The organism is Pectobacterium actinidiae (genome assembly GCF_000803315.1).
Classification (GTDB): Bacteria; Pseudomonadota; Gammaproteobacteria; order Enterobacterales; family Enterobacteriaceae; genus Pectobacterium; species Pectobacterium actinidiae.
On sequence record NZ_JRMH01000001.1, the window covers coordinates 552,554 to 573,378 of the forward strand.

At 52.3% G+C, this 20,825-nt stretch carries 16 protein-coding genes; 10 read left to right on the plus strand and 6 right to left on the minus strand.

Going from position 1 to position 20,825, the window contains the following annotated elements; all coding sequences use genetic code 11:
* Positions 1–25 precede the first annotated feature (25 nt).
* Positions 26–1,201 (minus strand): FAD-dependent urate hydroxylase HpxO, encoded by a 1,176-nt coding sequence (gene hpxO / locus KKH3_RS02355; RefSeq protein ID WP_039355421.1) that lies wholly within the window; start codon positions 1,199–1,201, stop codon positions 26–28.
* A 431-nt stretch (positions 1,202–1,632) separates the two neighbouring features.
* Between hpxO and uraD the strand changes: the two genes are divergently transcribed.
* Positions 1,633–2,133: a 2-oxo-4-hydroxy-4-carboxy-5-ureidoimidazoline decarboxylase gene (gene uraD, locus KKH3_RS02360; protein ID WP_039355424.1), complete on the plus strand. Its 501-nt coding sequence runs from the start codon at positions 1,633–1,635 to the stop codon at positions 2,131–2,133.
* A complete protein-coding gene (gene uraH, locus KKH3_RS02365) occupies positions 2,130–2,465 on the plus strand; it encodes a hydroxyisourate hydrolase (protein ID WP_039355426.1) in 336 nt (111 codons plus the stop codon). Before uraD ends, uraH begins: the two co-directional genes overlap by 4 nt.
* Here the strand turns inward: uraH and xdhC are convergent.
* Genes xdhC through guaD form a run of 4 tightly spaced genes read right to left on the minus strand, consistent with a single transcriptional unit; the run spans position 2,445 to position 8,332 of the window.
* Complete coding sequence (gene xdhC, locus KKH3_RS02370; protein ID WP_039355428.1) at positions 2,445–3,230, minus strand: xanthine dehydrogenase accessory protein XdhC; 786 nt, start codon at positions 3,228–3,230, stop codon at positions 2,445–2,447. The genes uraH and xdhC overlap by 21 nt on opposite strands.
* The gene (xdhB, locus tag KKH3_RS02375) at positions 3,227–5,581 is read right to left on the minus strand and encodes a xanthine dehydrogenase molybdopterin binding subunit (protein WP_039355430.1); all 2,355 of its coding nucleotides are present in this window, start codon (positions 5,579–5,581) and stop codon (positions 3,227–3,229) included. Before xdhB ends, xdhC begins: the two co-directional genes overlap by 4 nt.
* The gene (gene xdhA / locus KKH3_RS02380; RefSeq protein ID WP_039355432.1) at positions 5,571–7,004 is read right to left on the minus strand and encodes a xanthine dehydrogenase small subunit; all 1,434 of its coding nucleotides are present in this window, start codon (positions 7,002–7,004) and stop codon (positions 5,571–5,573) included. Before xdhA ends, xdhB begins: the two co-directional genes overlap by 11 nt.
* Positions 7,001–8,332, minus strand: a complete 1,332-nt coding sequence (guaD, locus tag KKH3_RS02385) for a guanine deaminase (protein ID WP_039355434.1) — start codon at positions 8,330–8,332, stop codon at positions 7,001–7,003. Before guaD ends, xdhA begins: the two co-directional genes overlap by 4 nt.
* A gap of 654 nt (positions 8,333–8,986) precedes the next feature.
* Here guaD and lpxP point away from each other — a divergent pair.
* A complete protein-coding gene (gene lpxP, locus KKH3_RS02390; RefSeq protein WP_039362033.1) occupies positions 8,987–9,910 on the plus strand; it encodes a kdo(2)-lipid IV(A) palmitoleoyltransferase in 924 nt (307 codons plus the stop codon).
* A gap of 48 nt (positions 9,911–9,958) precedes the next feature.
* Here lpxP and KKH3_RS02395 read toward each other — a convergent pair whose 3' ends face one another.
* Positions 9,959–11,449, minus strand: a complete 1,491-nt coding sequence (locus KKH3_RS02395) for an NCS1 family nucleobase:cation symporter-1 (protein ID WP_039355436.1) — start codon at positions 11,447–11,449, stop codon at positions 9,959–9,961.
* Positions 11,450–11,598: 149 nt separating this feature from the next.
* Here KKH3_RS02395 and KKH3_RS02400 point away from each other — a divergent pair, with 149 nt between their 5' ends.
* The 7 genes from KKH3_RS02400 (at position 11,599) to KKH3_RS02430 (ending at position 20,621) form a co-directional block, all read left to right on the plus strand.
* Positions 11,599–12,321 carry a GntR family transcriptional regulator gene (locus tag KKH3_RS02400; RefSeq protein WP_039355437.1) on the plus strand — a complete coding sequence of 241 codons (723 nt, stop codon included), beginning with the start codon at positions 11,599–11,601 and terminating at the stop codon, positions 12,319–12,321.
* Positions 12,318–13,055, plus strand: coding sequence for an aspartate/glutamate racemase family protein (locus KKH3_RS02405; RefSeq protein ID WP_039355439.1), 738 nt, complete (start codon positions 12,318–12,320; stop codon positions 13,053–13,055). The genes KKH3_RS02400 and KKH3_RS02405 overlap by 4 nt, the downstream gene beginning before the upstream one ends.
* A 12-nt stretch (positions 13,056–13,067) precedes the next feature.
* Complete coding sequence (gene puuE, locus KKH3_RS02410) at positions 13,068–14,024, plus strand: allantoinase PuuE (protein WP_039355441.1); 957 nt, start codon at positions 13,068–13,070, stop codon at positions 14,022–14,024.
* Between the two features lie 793 nt (positions 14,025–14,817).
* A complete protein-coding gene (locus KKH3_RS02415; RefSeq protein WP_039355443.1) occupies positions 14,818–16,173 on the plus strand; it encodes an NCS2 family permease in 1,356 nt (451 codons plus the stop codon).
* 279 nt (positions 16,174–16,452) lie between these two features.
* On the plus strand, positions 16,453–18,099 hold the full coding sequence (locus KKH3_RS02420) for a Na+/H+ antiporter (RefSeq protein ID WP_039355446.1): 1,647 nt from the start codon (positions 16,453–16,455) through the stop codon (positions 18,097–18,099).
* 334 nt (positions 18,100–18,433) lie between these two features.
* The gene (locus tag KKH3_RS02425) at positions 18,434–19,144 is read left to right on the plus strand and encodes a response regulator transcription factor (RefSeq protein WP_039355448.1); all 711 of its coding nucleotides are present in this window, start codon (positions 18,434–18,436) and stop codon (positions 19,142–19,144) included.
* Positions 19,122–20,621: a sensor histidine kinase gene (locus KKH3_RS02430; protein WP_039355449.1), complete on the plus strand. Its 1,500-nt coding sequence runs from the start codon at positions 19,122–19,124 to the stop codon at positions 20,619–20,621. Before KKH3_RS02425 ends, KKH3_RS02430 begins: the two co-directional genes overlap by 23 nt.
* Positions 20,622–20,825: the final 204 nt, after the last annotated feature.

The window sequence follows — 20,825 nt, forward strand, 5'->3', positions numbered from 1 at the left end:
TCCTCAATAGTGGACGTTAGGGGATTTATTTTTGAATGCAGGGTGGGGCGCCGCGCACGATATCGCACAGCCCTGCGATAATGCGTTCGCCGGTTTCCGTGCGTAGTTCGTCATACCAGGCTTGCGTCAGTGCGCTGTCTTTGCCGTGGGTGATATCGCAGCGTTTACGCGCTTTAAGCACCAGTTCCTTGACGCGTGTACTACGCAGCGACTCATAGCGCAGCAGGGCAGCCTCAATATCGGCCTGATTCGCGGCGCAATGTTGCAATGTTTCCCCCAACACCACGGCATCTTCCAGCGCAGCACAGCCGCCCTGACCGATATCTGGCGTCGTGCTATGGCCTGCATCGCCCAGCAGCGCGACCCGACCACGGACTAATTGAGGAAAAGGTTCGATATCGTGAATTTCGATTCTGTTGGTCGTTTCAGGATTGATCGCGGCGATTAACCGTTGCACCTGTGGTGTCCAGCCGGAGAAATAGCGCAGTAGGTCGGAGCGTACCGTGGTGCGATCCTCCGCTAATCCCAGAGGAAGCGGCACATCGAAAAAGAAGTAGAATCGACCGTCAGAAACGGGCATGAGAGAGACGCGCTTGCCTTCTCCGACAAAGGTGGTCCACTGGTTTGCGGGGGCGATGCGTTCATCAATGTCTACCAGACCATTCCAGTTCACATACCCGGCGTAGCGACGTTCCGGTGTGTAGCCCAGCACATGCGGCCGGAGCGTAGAGTGCGTGCCGTCGGCGGCGATTAAGATATCGCTGTGCGTACTGGTGCCGTCGGTAAACCAGGCGGTAACGCCGTGTTCATTCTGCGCTACGCGTTCAACGCGTTTGCCAAACTGCACGGTATCCCGTCCCCAGAAATCCAGCATCTCGGCTTGCAGTTCGGCGCGGGCGATAGGATAAGGGCGTTCGCCAACCTGCTCGACCAATGCGTTCAGGCTAAAACGGGTCATCGTTTGCCCGTCACGGTAATCCTGATAGGCCATGTAGTGCATCGGGCCGCCGAAGCGTTTCATGATGTCGCCCATCCCTAAATGGTTCATGCAGGCAACGCCGTTCGGCCAGACGGAAATCGCGGCGCCGACCGGTTTAATGTCGCGAACCGCTTCAAATACCTCACAGGTGATACCCACCTTTTTTAAAGCTACCGCTGCGCTTATGCCACCAATACCTGCACCAATGATTGTCGCTTTCATCACTATTCCTCTGGCTCATCTGTTCCGTTGGCTGTCGCCAGCCTGCAACGTTTGTATCAATATGTGTTTTTCTTGCAACTTTAGTACCAGTTTGTATTCACGGGTTAAGCTCGATAAAAAGGCGAGATAAACGCATGTGGCGTGCGTTTATTGCACAACATGGGTGCAACATTGTTGTCACATTGCGCAACAAGGGGGCGTGAAACGTTTGTTGCGGTGAATTTCTGCGTAATGGCTGAACAACAGCGAGAAGGAGGCGTTATCCCGGTGAGGGGCGTCTTGTTGTTATTACGCCTCGAGTGGGGGAATACGCCTTTCCGCATCCCTATTTTTCCGTACCCAAATGAAAGTGGCGTACTTTGTGCAAGTCATTGAACTATGACGTCGCGGGATAAGACGCGAATAATGGATTGAGGTTGATGGAGGGGGAAATGGTTTCACTTGAGCACTTTAATCAATTGAACGAGAAAGACGCGGAAGCGCTGCTGTTGCCCTGCGTGGCGCTGACCCGTTGGGTCAAACAGGTTGTACAGGGGCGACCTTACCGGCATATTGCAGACGTGCTGGATACCGGAATGCGGGTGAGCCACGACTGGCACGCTGAAGATCTGATGTTGGCGCTCCGTACCCATCCGCGTATTGGCGAAAAAGCGGCGAGCGGCACGCAGGAAGCGGAACTGTCGCGACAAGAGCAGGCGGCGGTCAACCATGACGATGCGGCACTTAAACAGGCATTGTGCGAGGGCAATGCCCGTTATGAAGCGCAGTTTGGTTATGTGTTTCTTGTTCGCGCCAAAGGGCGTAGCGCGGAGGACATACTGCATATATTGGAGCGACGACTGCAAAATACGCCTGAGCAAGAGACGCAGGAGGCACTGAAACAACTACGCGAAATCACCCTATTGAGGCTGGAAGGAGTGTTTAACGAATGAGCACGCTAAGTACCCATATTCTGGATATCGCAGTCGGTCAACCTGCTGTTGGCGTGAAGGTACGCTTAGAGCGACAGGATGATACTCGCTGGTGTACTGTCGCTGAGGACGTGACTAATGAAGATGGCCGTATCGCGGCGTTCGTCAACGCCCCTTTGCCTGCGGGACACTATCGTCTGACTGCCGCTATTGGCGACTGGTTTGCCGAAGCAAACCGTGAGTCGCTGTTTGTTGAGGCGCAGATTGATTTTCGCCTCAGCGCCTCGGGAGGTCACTATCATCTGCCGTTTCTGATTTCGCCGTGGTCCTGGTCAACCTACCGCGGCAGTTGATGATTGATGGTAGACCGCAATAATCTCTCCAGCGATTGCCACGGCGATTTCGGCAGGCAATTTCCCTTTAACGTCAGGCAGACCTACCGGACAGCGCATGGTTGCGAGCCGTGCTTCACTGATGCCTTTTCCGGTTAGCTGATAGGTAAAGCGCTGGCGTTTTGTGTGTGATCCTATTAGGCCAAAGTAGCGATAATCGCCCCGTTTCAGAATGGCCTCTGCCAGCGCTAAATCGCGTGGATGATGGTGCGTCATCACCACGAAATAGCTTCCGGCGGGGCTGTCTGTCACCGCATCCAGCGGATCGTCAAGATGGCGGGTGACGATCCCCGGCGGCACCTGTCGAAACATCTCTTCCCGTTCATCCACCCACGATACCCGGCAGGGCAGGGTGGCAAGTAACGACACTAGCGCGTGACCAACGTGACCGGCACCAAAGACCACGATATGCGGCTGCGGCAAAATCAACGGTTCCAGCAACACCGTGGTCATGCCGCCGCAACACTGTCCCGCTCGGGCGCCGAGATTAAAGTGCTCAATGCGCGGCTGTGTGGCATGCTGCATTAACATGTCGCGCGCGATGGCGATGCATTGGTACTCCAGATTACCGCCGCCGATGGTCAACCAGCTTTCCTGTAGGGTGACGATCATTTTGGTGCCGCCATCGCGAGGGACGGATCCTTTCTCGCCCAGCAGCGTCAGCAGGACGCACCCTTCATGGCGGGCGTGCAAGGTACTCAGAATGTTAATCCAGGCATCGTTCATGCTGTCTCCCGCTGCGACTGTATGCCCCAAAATACGCGCTCAGGCGTGGCTGGCGCATCAAGATGCGGATGGTGACGATAGTTTGCTACGCTAGCCACCGCATCCTGTAATGCACACCAGACGGAAATGCCTAACATAAAAGGGGGTTCACCGACGGCTTTTGAACGGTAAACCGTCTGCTGTGGGTTGGCGTGGTTTTCCAGCAGTTGCACACGGAAATCGGGTGGTATATCGCTGATGGCTGGGATTTTGTAGCTCATGGGGCTATCGGTGAGCAAACGACCGTCTGGACTCCACACCAGCTCTTCACAGGTCAGCCATCCTGCGCCCTGAATAAACCCTCCCTCGATCTGACCGATATCCAGCGCCGGATTCAATGACTGCCCGACATCGTGCAGGATATCTGTACGCAGCAGCCGGTATTCACCAGTCAGCGTATCAACCAGCACCTCTGAGCAGGCCGCGCCGTAGGCAAAATAGTAAAACGGCTGGCCCCGACCTGCGGTGCGGTCGTAGTGAATGCCGGGAACTTTGTAAAAGCCGGTCGCAGAGAGCGGAACCTGATTCAGCCACGCCAGATTGGCGACATCGGCAAAGCGAAAGTATTTTCCCGGCACCTGTACAATGCCGTTACGAAAGACGACGTTCTGCTCATCACAGTGATGCAATTGACATAACATCTCTGTCAGTCGCGTTTTCAGCGTTTGCGCCGCGATTTCCGCCGCTTTACCGTTCAGATCTGCCCCCGATGACGCGGCAGTCGGGGAAGTGTTGGGCACTTTGCCGGTATTGGTAGCGATAATCTGGATCGTCTCCAGAGGAATTTGCAAGACGTCAGCCACGACCTGCGCGACTTTGGTATTAAGCCCCTGTCCCATCTCGGTGCCGCCGTGGTTCAACTGCACCGTGCCGTCGGTGTAGATCAGGATTAATGCCCCCGCCTGATTTAAAAAACTCGACGTAAAGGAAATGCCGAATTTTACCGGCGTAAGCGCCAGACCGCGCTTGAGTACCGGGCTGGCGGCATTAAATACGCTGATTGCTTCACGGCGTGCGTGATAGTCCGCGCTGTGCTCCAGTTGTCGGGTGATTTCCGGCATGGGATTGTCTTCTACCGTTTGCCAGTAGTGCGTGACATTGCGCTCGGCCTTGCCGTAATAGTTGCGTTTACGGATCGTTAGCGGATCGCACCCCAATTCCCGAGCGATGCGATCCATAATTTGTTCGATGGCGACCATGCCCTGTGGGCCACCGAATCCGCGATAAGCCGTATTGGAGGCCAGGTGGGTGCGGCAGCGATAGCCAGTGATACGTGCATCGCCGAGGTAGTAGGCATTATCCGCATGAAACATGGCGCGATCGCAGATAGAACCGGAAAGATCGAGCGCGTAGCCGCAGTTTGCCGCCAGATCGATCGCGACACCGTGCAGCATGCCGTCATCGGTAAAGCCGACATCATAACGCACGAAGAAAGGGTGCCGTTTACCAGTTGTTCGCATATCATCACGACGACTCAGGCGTAGCTTGGCTGGGCGCTCAGTCAGATAAGCGGCCAATGCCGCGTGGCAGGCGATGCTGGCCGCCTGTGTTTCCTTGCCGCCAAATCCTCCACCCATGCGGCGCATATCCACGGTCACTTTGTTCATGGATAGGCCGAGTACCGATGAAACCAGTTTTTGTACCTCAGTCGGGTGTTGCGTAGAGGAAAAAACCTGAAGGGTGTGATCTTCTCCCGGTAGAGCCATCGCGACCTGACCTTCCAGATAAAAGTGCTCCTGCCCGCCGATATGAAACTGCCCCTGAATACGGTGAGGTGCATGAGACAGCGCGGTATCCACATCGCCACGCTGATGGATATGCGGTGCTTCTACCCACAGCTCGCGTCGCAGTGCCTCTTCCACATCTAATACGGCTTCCAGCGGTTGGTAAGTGATGTTTACCGCGTTAGCGCCGGTCTGTGCTGCTTGCTCGCTTTCCGCGACCACAGTCAGCACCACCTGACCGTGATATTCCACGGTTTCTTTAGCGAACAACGGTTCCCCCGGAGCCAGCGCCCCGACATCCAGCTCACCGGGAACGTCCTGCCAACTGAGGACGCGAATGACGCCTGGCACGGCGAGACAGGCCTGCGTGTCGATATCGAGAATATGGGCGTGAGCATGCTCGCTCAGCACCGGACAGAGGTGCAATAATCCGGGCAGCGTCGGCTTATCATCCACATAGTCGGCTTGACCGCTCACCTGTTTGTCCGCGCTGTCATGTTTCTGACTACGGCCTGCGCCCCCCGTCAGTTCACGATGAAACTGTTCCACCAGCCTCTGTTCTGACAGGTGTTCTGTATTATTCAACATAGCTGTCTATCTCCAGAGCGGCGTGTGGGTGGCGCTGTTGCAAGGCGTAGCGCCGCAGCAGATTTTGTGCGATAGCAAGGCGATACTCTCCGCTGCCGCGAAAATCATTGAGCGGTGAGAAATCCTGTGCCAGTGCCGCGCAGGCGGAATCTAACGCATCGGATAAGGGGCGATGCAACAGGGCCTGTTCACAGGCTTTTGCGCGTGCTGGGGTGGCCGCCATGCCGCCAAACCCGATGCGAGCTTCTGTTACCCGGCCTTCTTCTATCTGGATATTGAAAGCGCCAAAGACCGTGGAGATATCGTCATCGCGCCGCTTGGAGACCTTCCAGGCGGAAAATGTCGGGGAAATGCTGACGCGTGGAATTACGATGTCGCGGATAAATTCGCCGATCTGTAAGGCCGTCTTACGGTAGGCAAGAAAAAATTGATCGAGAGGAAGTTCACGCGTGTGGTCGCCGCGCTGTAGCACCAGATGGGCATTGAGCGCCAATAGCATCGGCGCGCCGTCGCCAATGGGGGAGGCATTGGCAAGATTGCCTGCCAGTGTCCCCTGATTGCGTATCTGGCGCGAAGCGAAGCGTTCCAATGCCTGACTGAAAGCGGGAATCCGTGTTTCCAGCGCATGGAGGCAGCGCTGAAGCGTGACTCCGGCACCGAACGTGATCGTCTGATCCGTTATTGTGATCGTTTGCAGTTCTTCGACCTGATGTAAGGCGATAACGCGCTCAAACGATCGATGGTGTTGTGTCACGTTAAGCGCTAAATCGGTCCCGCCCGCTAGCAAATGCGAGGAAGGATGGCGCAGATAGAGCATCGCCATTTCCGAGAGCGTTGCAGGCAGTAAGCACGCTTCATCGGGGGCGTTTTCTTGCTGTGCCATGCGTATCGCATTGAGCTGCTCTGCGGTTTTTTGTGCCTGTTCACGAAAGCGATCGTGGATATCTAACCCGCAGATCTGTTGTGCGGCGGTGATGATGGGGCGGTAGCCCGTACAGCGGCACAAGTTGCCTGCTAACTGCTGTTCAATATCATGTCTGGAACCCGTACAACCGGCTTTCTGTAACGCAAAGGCCGACATCACAAAACCCGGTGTACAAAAGCCACACTGGGAAGCATGGCAGTCGGCCATGGCCTGCTGAACCGGATGGAGCACACCGTTTTCAGACAGGTCTTCCACGGTCAGTAACTGTTTCCCGTGAAGCTGGCTCATGAGCATGATGCAACTGTTGGCGGTCTGGTAGGCCATACCGTCTGCGGTTGGTTCGCCAATGACGATGGTACAGGCACCACAGTCTCCTGATGCACAGCCTTCTTTGGTGCCCGTGCGTCTTTCCTGCGTGCGCAGCCAGCGGAGTACCGTGGTATCCGGTGCGATATCCGTGAACGTTTTTAGCGTTTGATTAAGTAAGAAGCGAATCATGCGGCTTTCTCCACGTCATCCTGACGCCAGACGCAGTGGCCATTAACCCAGGTATGCCAGATATTGCGGTCATCCCCCAGCGTCATCAGTAAAAACAGCTTCTCGTAGATATCATGGCAGCTCGCCAGACGCATTTTTTGCAGTGGGCTGACGGCCAGATCCAAGACCACGAAGTCAGCCTCTTTGCCCGGCATAAAGTTGCCGATGTAACGATCGAGATCGAGGGCGTGCGCGCCACCGAGCGTCGCATGATAAAAAGCCTGACAGGCATGGAGTTTGCTCCCTTGCAACTGCGTGACCTTGTAGGCTTCTCCGAGTGTCTGCAACATATTAAAGGTCGTGCCTGCACCGATATCCGTACCGATCCCGACGCGTACGCCGTGATCGAGACAGGTATGTAAGGGGAAGAGACCGCTGCCGAGAAATAAGTTCGACGTTGGGCAGAAGGCGATCGACGAGTCTGTTTCGCGCAGGCATTCCCACTCGCACGCCTCAAGATGAATCGCATGGGCAAATACGCTCCGCCTGCCCGTCATCTGATAATGGTGATACACACCGAGGTAGCTGCTGTGTTCGGGCCAGAGTGCCTTAACCCAGGCGACTTCATCGGTGTTTTCACTTAAATGGGTATGTAGCCAGACATCTGGGAATTCCTGACGTAGCTGTTCCACTGCGCGCATCAATTCCGGTGAAGAGGTCGGCGCGAAACGCGGCGTGAGCGCGTAGTTAATACGTCCTTTATTGTGCCAACGCAGAATCAGGTCGCGAGTTTGTTGATAGCTCTGCTCCGGCGTTTCGATCAGATAAGCGGGCGCATTTCTGTCCATCATCACTTTGCCTGCGATAAGGCGCATCTCAAGATGGCTCGCTGCTCGAAACAGGGCGTCTACGGATTCCGGGTGCACGGTACCGAACACCAATGCCGTTGTCGTACCGTTAGCCAGAAGTTGATTGAGAAAGAACACAGACATGGCGGCAGCATAGTCGCTATCGGCATATTTGCTTTCCGTTGGAAAGGTGTAGGTTTGGAGCCACTCCAGCAGTTGTTCTCCCCAGGCTCCGACCATCTCGGTTTGAGGATAATGCAGATGGGTGTCGACAAAGCCGGGCACAATCAGTTTGTCACGATAATCGATATAGTCCGTCGGATGACGTAACCAATGACAACCTTCCTCCCATTCCACGAGAGTGACGATATGGCTACCGTCGATAAACAATAGCCCATCGCTGAGGCTGCGGCTCTGCTTCAACATGTCGTCTGGCCGCGCCGCCAGCTCGGTGATATCGAAAAATTGGCTACGTAATGCGCAGGTATAATTTATCGTCATAGCAAAACCTCTTTTTATACGAAGGCGTTCCTTCGTGTGCCCGGTCGGCCCTCAAATCAGTGTGGGGGAGCCAGGCTTTTACCGCAGATGACAATAATTTTGCAAAGAACATGCCAGTGTGTGATTCGATGTGGTGATGGGTATCTGATTGTAAATAAATGATTTTTATTTTGTTGCGCAACAAAAATTCAAAATAATGAAAAAATAACGTTATCTTTCTGTATGCAAACGGTTGCGAATATTAGTAACCGTTTGCGTGTTATAGATAGCAGAATAATATTCTGTTTAGTGGCGGGTTTCTTCTTGGGGAAATGTATGATGTCGTGAAAATTATCACCATAATAGTGCACTTGCTCTGTTGGCTAGTCACTCATGCTGATTCGTTGGTGTTGAAGAAGATTTTTTATGCAACCACTCTTTAATTATGCCTGAATCAGGTATGATGAGTGCCACCGTCAGCCGTCCATCGGTTGTTCAACATCCCCTCTGTGTTATCAGCACGTTTATCCTGCTTTTTAACCTCATGCGTGATAACGGTCAAAACCTAATTTCTACACAGTTGAAACGATCCCTATAAATAAGTGTCAAGATAGATATCGCACGTCAGAACGATGCGTTATGCGATACGCTGTTAGCCACTTAAAGATGAGCATCATGAAGATTAAGCAAACATTTACCAGGGCATTACTCCATCCGCGCTATTGGACGACATGGTTCGGTCTTGGCGTGCTGTTTTTATTAGTCCAGCTTCCTTATCCGTTGTTGATGAAACTCGGCAGCCGAGCGGGTCGCTTATCCCGTCTCTTTCTAAAACGTCGAGTGGCGATTGCCCGGCGTAATCTTGAACTCTGTTTTCCCACGATTTCTGACGACGAACGTGAAGCGATGATCGACAGTAATTTCGCGTCGCTCGGCATGGCGTTGGTTGAAACGGGTATGGCGTGGTTCTGGTCCGATCGCCGTGTCCGTCACTGGTTTGATGTTTCAGGATTGGAACATTTGCAGCAGGCTACGGCAAAAGGTCGTGGCGTGATGGTGATTGGCATTCACTTTATGTCGCTGGAATTGGGCGGTAGAGCGATGGGGTTATGTCAGCCAATGATGGCGATGTACCGCCCGCACAATAATAAAGCGATGGAAATGGTGCAAACCTGGGGACGTTCTCGTTCAAACAAGGCGATGATAGACCGTAAAGATCTGCGCGGTATGGTGCAGGCGCTGAAGCGGGGTGAAGCGGTATGGTTCGCACCCGATCAGGATTACGGCCCTAAAGGGAGCGTATTTGCACCGTTCTTTGCGGTAAAAAATGCAGCGACCACCAGCGGCACCTTCACCATCAGCCGTCTGGCCAAACCCGCGATGATGACGACGGTGCTCATTCGTAAGCCGGATGCGTCGGGTTACCACTTGGTTATCCAACCGGAGCTACAGGATTATCCGTATCACGATGAGCGGGCGGCGGCGTGCTACATGAACACGGTGATTGAGAAAGAAATCATGCGTGCGCCCGAGCAGTATCTCTGGCTGCATCGTCGTTTTAAAACACGCCCGATAGGGGAAGTCTCGCTTTACGCCTGACAGCAGAAGCGCCGCATAATATAAAAATATCAGCGGCGCTTACTGGCTTTACTCTTTCCCTAATAGCATGCCACGTGCGACAAAGGATTTTGAGGTTGCGCCGACACGTTCGTGACGTGCCAGATAACGGTAGCACCCTGCGGAAAGGAACGCGCCGATAAACCAACTGAAGTTGGCTGCATCACGCCATTGCGGGGTAAAGCTGATGATCAGTCCAATCACGACCGCAGGAATCAATGCCATCAGTGCATTCGGGTTGAAACCGTTTCGATACCAGTAGCGTCCTTTCGGCGTCGCGTCGAAAAGATCGTCCACATAGACTTTCCCGCCTTTGATCACGTAGAAATCCATCAGCAAAATACCGAATAGCGGACCGATAAAGGCGCCGAGCACATCAAGCGTGTAGTGAATCAGCTCCGGTGAGTTGAACAGGTTCCAGGGGGTGAGCAGCACAGAACCGACCGCGGCGATCATACCGCCGGTGCGGAAACTGATGCGCTGTGGCGAGCAGTTTGAGAAATCGAAGGCCGATGAGACGAAGTTGGCGACGATATTGATCCCTATCGTCGCGATGATCATGGTCAGTACGCCAAGCGCAACTGCAAAGCCGCTGCCAATGTGTGTGACGGTTTCGATGGGGTCGGTAATCATACGGCCAAACAGTGATTGGGTGCCTGAAACAATAACGACGGTAATGATGGAAAAGAGCAGGAAATTAAAAGGGAGTCCCCAGCGATTGCCGCGGCGGATTTCCTGCATACTTTTACCGTAGCGAGAGAAATCGCCAAAATTCAACAGCGGGCCGGAAAAGTAGGAAACGACGAGTGCCGTTGCGGTGAGCATCTGCCAGGTTTGTTCGCCGGTGGTGAGTGTTTTGCTACTCAGGGTAAACGAGATATTTTCCCAACCGGTTTGGTAAATAATCCAGACGGCCAGCAGCGTCATCACGACATAGACCGCGGGGCCTGCGAAGTCGATGAAGCGTTTAATCGCGTTCATGCCATGCCAAAACACCATGGCTTGCAGGAACCACATGATGCCAAAGCAAATCCACCCTAGCGCTGACAGGCCAAGCCAGTGGCTCTGCGTCAGGGGAGCGAGAGCCGGATAAAACTTCAGCAATACCAGCATCAAAGCATGTGCAGCCAGGTAGGTTTGAATCCCGTACCACGCAAAGGCGATTAAACCACGGATCACGGCGGGAATATTGGCACCAAATACGCCGAATGCCTGACGGCAAATGACGGCGTAAGGCACACCGCTCATTTGGCTCGGTTTGGCCACGAGGTTGGCACAGATCTGTACGATACAGATCCCCACCAGAAGACACAGCAGCACCTGCCAGCTTGCTAATCCCAATGTGAAAAAGCTGGCGGCGACGACATACCCTCCCATGCTGTGCACATCTGACATCCAGAAGGAAAAAATATTGTACCAGGACCAGGTCTGAACGCGGGTCGGGGCCAGATCCTCATTACATAGTCTGGGGCTGTACGTACTGTTGCCATTACCATTACCTGTGTTGATATTTTCTGGCATGGAATCTGCTCCTTTTACCCTGGTCGTTAAATGAATGACGTTGTGTGTAAAACGACATTGCATGAATCAGGCCAAAATTCATTTTTTTGTATACACAAATGATCTTTGGTGTGTACGATTTGAAGGGGCGGTGACAACGAGAAGATGAGATGAACTACACGTACGGACTTGAAAACGAGCCATTCTCCCAGCAAAAAGATGATGTTATTTATCAGGCGTTGCTCAATGCCATTGTGGAACATCAGCTGTTGCCGGGAACAAAATTGCCAGAAGAAGCGCTGGCCGAAGTGTTTGATGTGAGTAGAACGGGGATCCGAAAGGTCTTGCAGCGTCTCGCGGTGGTGCAAATGGTCACGTTAACGCCCAAGCGTGGTGCGCAGGTATCGACGCCTTCGGTGGAGGAAGCGCGGGAAATTTTTCAAACGCGCCGTTTTATCGAATGCGCCAATCTCCCCGAGGTGGTTTCTCACTGCCGCTCTCCTCATCTGGCTGCATTGAATAAGTTGATCCTTGCGGAGCAGCGGGCGCACGCCGATCAAAACGGTGCAGAAGCGATCCGTTTGTCTGCGGCTTTCCATATTCAGCTACAGGCGATTTCCGGCAACACGGTATTAACCGGGATTGTTTCGCAGCTCACGTTACGTTCATCGCTGGTTATTGCCGCTTATGGCTCGCCATGGCAGCAAGGATGCCGATGTCACGATCATCACGATCTCCTCGCACGACTGCGGGATCACGATGTGCTGGCGTTGTCTGAGGCAATGACGCGACATTTCGATGATATTGTCGCCAGCCTGCGTTTTGATCGGGATGAAAATACCGAGCCTGACTTTGGCCGCCTGTTTGGTCATTTTAAGGAGAAGATCGCATGAAACCGCTGTTGATTCAGGTAATTAATCCCAATACGAGTCTTGCCATGACAGAAACGATCGGGATGGCGGCGCGGGCTGTTGCTGCCCCAGGAACGGAGATTATTGCGGTGTCGCCTTCTCAGGGGGTGCCTTCTATTGAAGGGCACTTTGATGAAGCGATAGCGGCGGTTGGTGTATTGGATCAGGTCAAGCTGGGAAAAGCGCAGGGCGTAGACGGGCATATTATTGCCTGTTTTGGCGATCCGGGTTTGCTCGCGGCTCGTGAGGTGGCCAGCAAGCCAGTTATTGGGATTGCAGAGGCGGCCATGCACATGGCAACGCTAGTCGCAACGCGCTTCTCCATTGTTACCACGCTGCCGCGTACCGTGATTATCGCGCGTCATTTATTACAACGTTATGGCTTTGAGCATCACTGTGCCGCACTACATGCGATCGATTTGCCCGTTCTGGCGTTGGAACAGGATAGCGGTATCGCGCAGAAGAAAGTACGAGAATATTGTATACAATCTCTGCGTCAGGATGGTGTAGGGGCGATTGTGCTTGGCTGCGGTGGCATGGCCGATCTGGCACAAGCGTTGACTCAAGAACTGGCTATACCGGTCATTGATGGCGTTAGCGCTGCCGTCAAACTGATTGAATCGTTGTCGGCACTGGGGCTGACGACCAGTAAGCACGGCGATCTGGATTATCCTGTAACCAAGCCGTTGAGCGGCATGTTTAGCACTTTGCGTTAAGGAAATACGACAATGATAAAAGAATCTGCCGCATTGATTGACGTCACCGATGGTGATTATCCACGCGATCTCATTGGCTATGCCGGAAAGCCACCACACGCTAACTGGCCTGGAAACGCCCGAATCGCGGTGCAGTTTGTGCTGAATTATGAAGAAGGTGCGGAAAATAACGTGCTGCATGGCGATGCGGGATCGGAACAATTTCTGTCCGATATTATTGGGGCGGCGAGCTATCCCGATCGTCATATGTCAATGGACTCACTGTATGAATATGGTTCTCGCGCAGGATTTTGGCGTATCCATCAGGAGTTCCAGCGGCGCGGTTTGCCGCTGACGGTATTTGGTGTTGCGATGGCGCTGGCACGTAATCCGGCGATTGTCGAGGCGATAAAATCGGCGGACTATGATGTGGTGAGCCACGGCTGGCGTTGGATTCATTATCAAAACGTGGATATCGACACAGAACGTGAACACATGGATAAAGCGATCGATGTGCTTACAGCACTATTCGGTAAGTCTCCACTGGGCTGGTATACCGGTCGGGATAGTCCGCATACTCGTCAGTTGGTCGTCGAACAAGGCAATTTCTGGTATGACAGCGACTATTATGGCGACGATCTTCCGTTTTGGATGCCAGTGAAAAAAAGTAATGGCGATGTGCACCCACATCTCATCGTGCCGTATACCCTTGATGCGAACGACATGCGTTTTGCCTCACCGCAGGGGTTTAACAGCGGTGAACAGTTTTTTAGTTATCTGAAAGACAGTTTCGATGTGCTCTATGAAGAAGGGGAAACGGCACCCAAAATGTTATCGATCGGCATGCACTGCCGCTTACTCGGGAGGCCTGGGCGTTTCCGTGCGTTACAGCGTTTTCTTGATTACATTCAGCAGCACGATCGCGTATGGATTTGTCGTCGTCAGGATATTGCGGAGCACTGGCGCCAGCATCACCCGTATGTCGCGTGATGACGCATAGCGTATACCAGAAACAAAAATGGCCGCCGGATGGCAGCCATTTTAGGTGGTTAACGTACTGAGTACGATTAACGGAAGATAGCGTGGGGGTTAACACCGCGATAGGTTTTGCCCAACGCTTTTAATATTTGATTGATTTTGCGGACAACGCGCATCTTTTTTATCCCCACGATTCTTAAATAATTAGTGGTTGAAAGTACCAAAGTTGATGTTGATGTTTTCAAACATAGCGATGATTTTGTTCAGCAGTTTCATAGTCATTTCCTCGTTGTTAGTTGATTTGTTTTCTGTGATGCTGTTCACGTTTTTAAGAATACTCGTACTGATATGGGTGGTCAACTTTTTTGTGATGCTAATCACAAAAAAATGAACGATCAGTTTGTAAGGACTAAACCGCTGTTTTGATTTCTGTCTAAAAACCTTTTCTGCTTTTTCTTCATACTGGCGCGTTTTCAGCGAGTTGTCTGTTTGAGCATTACCTGTACTGGCCGAGTGCTTCCTTGCCGTGAGATAGGTAAATTGTCTTGATTAGCAGTTGAAATAAGCGCAGGTGAAGCGGGATAATCGTGCGCTTCACATTGTCTGGCAGTGTTTATCCAGTTTTTTAGTACAGCCCGTTTTAATACGGCAACGTTTTCCGGTTTTGCAGTCAGCGAGTTAATCGTTTGCGTGCGGAGCCATAGGGTTCATGGTGCACCAGTAATGCTGGTGTACTCGCGGAGTAAGGCCGTGGGAACCGATCAAATTGATCTTAAATAATAATGGCATTTCAGGGGATACCACCATGTCAAACACCACCCGTCAGGCAGGCCCACAGGGCACGCTTGATGCTTTTTTCAAAATTACACAGCGCGGCAGTAACGTGCGTCAGGAAGTGTTAGCCGGTCTGACAACGTTTCTGGCCATGGTTTACTCGGTCATTGTGGTTCCTAGCATGTTGGGCAAGGCGGGTTTCCCGCCAGCGGCTGTGTTCGTTGCAACCTGTCTGGTTGCCGGGCTGGGCTCGCTGCTGATGGGATTGTGGGCCAATCTGCCAATGGCAATTGGTTGTGCGATTTCTCTGACAGCATTTACCGCATTCAGTCTGGTGCTGGGGCAACAAATCAGCATTCCTGTGGCGCTGGGCGCAATCTTCCTGATGGGCGTGCTGTTTACCATCATTTCCGTCACGGGCATCCGCTCCTGGATCTTGCGCAACCTGCCTCTCGGCGTCGCGCACGGTACAGGTATTGGTATTGGTCTTTTCCTGCTGATTATTGCCGCCAACGGTGTGGGTCTGGTGGTAAAAAACCCGATTGACGGCCTGCCGGTTGCGCTGGGTGATTTCACCTCTTTCCCCGTGATTATGTCTTTGCTGGGGCTGGCGGCGACTATCGGTTTAGAGAAGCGTCGCGTACCGGGCGGTATTCTTCTGGTGATCATCGTTATCTCTATTCTGGGGTTGATTTTTGATCCGAATGTAAAATATTCCGGTTTCTTTGCCTTACCGAGCCTGACGTCGGCTGACGGGTCGTCGCTGATCTTCAGTCTGGACATCATGGGCGCATTGCAGCCGATGGTTCTGCCGAGCGTACTGGCGCTGGTGATGACGGCCGTGTTTGATGCCACCGGTACGATCCGTGCCGTTGCCGGACAGGCAAACCTGTTGGATAAAGACGGACAAATCATCAACGGCGGTAAAGCCCTGACCGCAGACTCCGTGAGCAGCATTTTCTCCAGTCTGGTCGGGACATCTCCGGCGGCGGTTTACATCGAATCCGCAGCGGGTACGGCAGCCGGTGGTAAAACGGGCTTAACGGCAACCGTTGTCGGTGTCCTGTTCCTGCTGCTGCTGTTTGTGTCTCCGTTAGCGTATTTGGTGCCTGGCTATGCTACCGCACCTGCGCTGATGTACGTTGGCCTACTGATGCTGGGCAACGTCTCCAAACTGAACTTTGATGACTTCGTGGATGCCATGTCTGGTCTGGTGTGCGCCGTATTCATCGTGCTGACCTGTAACATCGTGACCGGTATCATGCTGGGCTTTGGCGCGCTGGTATTAGGCCGCATCTGTGCCGGCGAATGGCGTAAGTTGAACATCGGCACTGTGATTATCGCTGTCGCACTCGTGGTGTTCTACGCTGGCGGCTGGGCGCTGTAATCCCTTCCTACAGACCTTCTGGCGTTGTCCAGAAGGTCTGTTACTCCTCGTCTTTTCTTCCTCTTTCCCTTCCTTACCATTTCCCACGCCAAACGCGATTTTATGTGCCTTTTTATTGGCGTTGGGTTGATGTTACTTGTGTGATAATCAATCTTGTTATTAATTTCGATTTCGGCCAAAAATCCATTTTCATACCGAGCTAAATGCGTTAAATATGGAAGGGCAGTTTGCTCGCTAACAGGCAGAATTTTTTGATTTAGGAGTACGTCTAAGGAAAGCATGGAAATATTTTTTACGATTCTTATTTTGACCCTGGTGGTATCCTTATCTGGGGTAGTTACGCGCATTTTACCTTTTCAAATCCCTCTGCCTTTAATGCAAATCGCGCTTGGTGCCATCCTTGCCTGGCCCCAGTTCGGTTTACACGTTGATTTCAATCCCGAGCTGTTTATGGTGCTTTTCATCCCGCCGCTGCTGTTTGCCGATGGCTGGAAAACGCCTACGCGTGAGTTCCTGAAACATGGTCGGGAAATTATTGGTCTGGCACTGGTGCTGGTGCTGATTACCGTGGTGGGCATCGGCTATTTCATCTATTGGATGGTACCGGGCATGCCGCTGATTGCGGCTTTCGCGCTGGCTGCCGTGCTGTCACCGACGGATGCCGTCGCGCTATCTGGTATCGTGGGCGAAGATCGTATTCCGAAAAAGCTGATGGGCATTTTGCAGGGCGAAGCGTTGATGAACGACGCGTCCGGTCTGGTGTCGCTGAAATTTGCGGTCGCGATTGCGATGGGCACGATGGTCTTTACCGTTTCGGGTGCGACGTTGGAATTCATGCAGGTGGCCTTGGGTGGGCTGCTGGCGGGCGTCGGCGTGACCTGGGTATTCGGTAAATCGCTGCGTGCTATCAATCGTTGGAGCGGTGATGATGCTGCTACCCAGATTGTACTGCTGCTGCTGTTGCCCTTTGCGTCTTATCTCATTGCTGAACATATCGGTGTATCGGGCATTCTGGCTGCGGTAGCGGCGGGGATGACGATCGGCCAGTCGGGCGTCATCCGTAGCGCACCGCTTGCAATGCGCTTGCGTGCGAACGGCGTGTGGTCGATGCTGGAATTTGTGTTTAACGGCATGGTGTTCATCATGCTGGGTCTGCAATTGCCGGATATTCTGGAAACCTCAGTGACGCAGGCAGAGCTGGATCCAACGGTTGAAACCTGGATGCTGTTTACCGATATCGTGATTATCTATGGTGCTCTGCTGCTGCTGCGTTTTAGCTGGCTGTGGGTGATGAAAAGATACAGCATGCACATCCAGAAAAAGCGCCCGATGGTCTTTGCTGAATTTTCCACGCGCGAGCTGTGGATCGCGTCCTTTGCCGGTGTGCGGGGGGCGATTACGCTGGCGGGTGTGCTCTCTATTCCGCTGTTGCTGACGGACGGCACCGCGTTCCCATCGCGCTATCAGCTGGTGTTTATCGCCACGGGCGTTATTTTGTTCTCTCTGCTGTGTGGCGTGCTGGCGTTGCCGTTTCTGCTGCGTGGCGTGGTGGTCGCGGACAAGGCCGCGCATGCCAAAGAAATCCGCATGGCGCGTATGGCGGTAGCAGAGGTGGCGATCAAAAGTATGCACAAAATGGAGGAGCGTCTGGCCGCCGATCGAGAGGAAAACATTGATGAGCAGGTGCTGAAAGAAGTCAGCGCACGCGTCATCGGTAATCTGCGTCGACGGCTCATTGATAAAGACGATCCTGAAAACGGCCTGCTGATTGAGAATCTGGAACGGCGTTTTCGTCTGACCGCACTGAATTCTGAACGTGCGGAGCTGTATCACCTGCGTGCCACGCAGCAAATCAGCAATGAGACATTACAAAAAATGCTACGCGATCTCGACCTGATGGAAGCGCTCCTGATCGAAAATGAGTAAGACGCGCTGAGATAATCCCCGTTACCGCGTTGATTTCTTTCCCTTCTTCCTATCCCCATAGCGTAAGCGATGGGGATATTTTTTATGCGTCCAGTCTAAGAACGACGTCAGGCGATTGTAAACTGCTTGTCACTAAATGATAATGATTGTTATTATCCGTAGGACTTTTCTCATAAGTGAAAAGCAGAGAAGTAAAAAAATCAGAGAAGCAAAAAACGGCCCGCACGGTATCAACATCGTGTGGGGTGAATGGCTGTTTGAAGGATCAGATAAAAATAAACGGACATTAACCCTGAATTAATTAGGTAATAAGCCACGTTTATAGGGGAACATTATGCGTGTATTAGTGGTTGATGATGATTCTGTGCTGTGCCATTGGCTGGGGTCTAAATTACATTCCCACGGCCATTCTTGCCGAATGGTGCACGATGGCGCACACGCATTAAAAGCAATCAAGGATGAAGTTTATGATGTCGTTCTGTTAGACAGAATGTTACCCATCATGGATGGATTTACGGTATTACGTGAATTACAAGGTTCACGTCATCCGCCTATTATGCTGCTTTCGGCACTGGATCGTGATGTCGATCGGGTGATGGGGCTGGAACTTGGTGCAGAAGATTATCTCGGCAAGCCTTTTAATTTTAATGAGCTTAGATTACGTCTGGATATTATGGCGCGGCGCGGTAAACGTCATGTTGAAAACCCTTCGATGCTGACTTTCGAAGATCTGCAACTTGACCGTATGCAGCGCGTTGCATGGCGCGGCGGCAAGCGTATCGATTTAACCGATAAAGAAATCAAGTTACTGATTATATTAATGGAAAATCCGGGTCAGGCGATTACGCGTACGATGCTGTTAGAGCGCGTATGGGGCTACAATTTTGATCCGCAGACCAATCTGATCGACGTTCATATGTCAAAACTGCGGGCAAAAATTGATAAAGGATTCCCGCGTCCATTAATTAAAACGCTGAGAGCGATGGGCTACGCATTAGGCGCGGTAGATAAGGACAAAACTGATGTTGGCAGCCACGCTGAATAAAATAAAAATAAAGAAGCTCGGGCAGCGCTGGCAGATAAAAATAAAACACTGGCAATTACTGGGGGCAAGCCAATACCCTGGTTTTTTATGCACCTCTAATTTTCGTCAGGCAATAACCATTGTTTTTCTGTTTTTATTGATGATGCTGATGTGTATTGTCGGCTTCAGTTCATTAAGTGAAACGCTGATTAGAACGCATGTCCGCGAAGTTATTCTGGGTAATATTTATGATTACTCGATGCAGTCGCGTTTAACGAATGCCGATAGCCTGATTACGCAATTACGGCAGGATAATCGAGCGAAAGGGGATGAGTTACCGCTGTTTCTGGTCATGGATAAACACGGTGATATTCTGTATCACAATCATCCGCTAAGAACGGATTCTCTAAACGCAATTCCTCTCAACATGCACCCTCTGAAAATGCAGTTGCATACCGATTGCCAGATGGATGTCAGCTGTCTTAAAGCCGAAATCTCCAGCCCAGACGATCCCAATCTGATCGGTTTGTCCGTGATGTTGGATGACGGGGGCGTGTTGTTTACCGCTTACAACATTCGGCCCATGTTAGAACGGGTGAGGACGATCCCGCTCGTGGCTGGGGCGGGACTGTTTGTCGTGCTGCTTTTCTGCCTGTTTGTCAGCCGTCATTTCAGCTTACGCAGCTTGCGTAGCGTGGAGAAAATCCGCGCGGCGCTGCATCGCTACAGCAGCGGTGAGCAACAGGTACGTATGCCGCTGTCGCCTTACGACGATGATTTTGACAGCCTGAGTGCCGATATTAACCAGAATCTGGAACGCATTGAGCGTCTGATGGAACAGGTGCGCAACACCTCCAGCCATGTCGCGCATGAACTGCGTACGCCCTTGACGCATCTGCAAAATCGCTTGTTCAACCTGACGGAGCGGACAGGGCTGGATAACGACATTCGTGATGAGTTGAATCTGGCGGTGGACGAGGTGCATAAAATCCTTGGGTTATTCCGTACCGTGATGCGTATTGGTGAAATCGAAAGCGGACGCTGTGTGCACCAGTTTGAACATATTGAAGCGCGCCAACTGCTGGAAGAAATTGCCGAATATTACCAGCCGCTGGCGGAAGAGCGCGGCTGTCGCCTGAAGATTGAAATCAAAGCCGGCATTCAGCTCTTTGGCGACCGGGCGCTGCTGTTTCAGGCGTTGGCCAATCTGGTGGAGAACGCGTTGAAATACGCGGCGCAGGGAAAATACATCACGTTGAGTGTGACGCTGTATCGTGGTTGGATTGCCCTGAGCGTTGCTGATCTCGGCCCGGGCATTCCGCCCGCGCTGCATGCCAAAGCGTTACAGCGCTTTCAGCGATTGGATACCTGGTTTCAGTCCGGCTATGGGCTGGGGTTATCTCTGGTTCAGGCGATCACCGATCTGCACGGTGGCAAGCTGTATCTGGATTCCTCTGAGCCTGGCTTGAATGTCTACCTGTGCCTTAATCGCTGCTAATCCTCTTTTTCGCGAGCGTGGTGAGTGATCTTTTCCCACTTACCACGACCGTTTTCTCTTGAACGTTTATGAATATCCCTGCAAAAAGCATGAATATTTATTAATTTTTTCTGTAATGTGAAATGTGTTAATTGTTGATTTGTATTGATAATTTTCCGTATGGAAAGATTAACGAATATTAATGTTCTACTGCTTGCGGCGCTT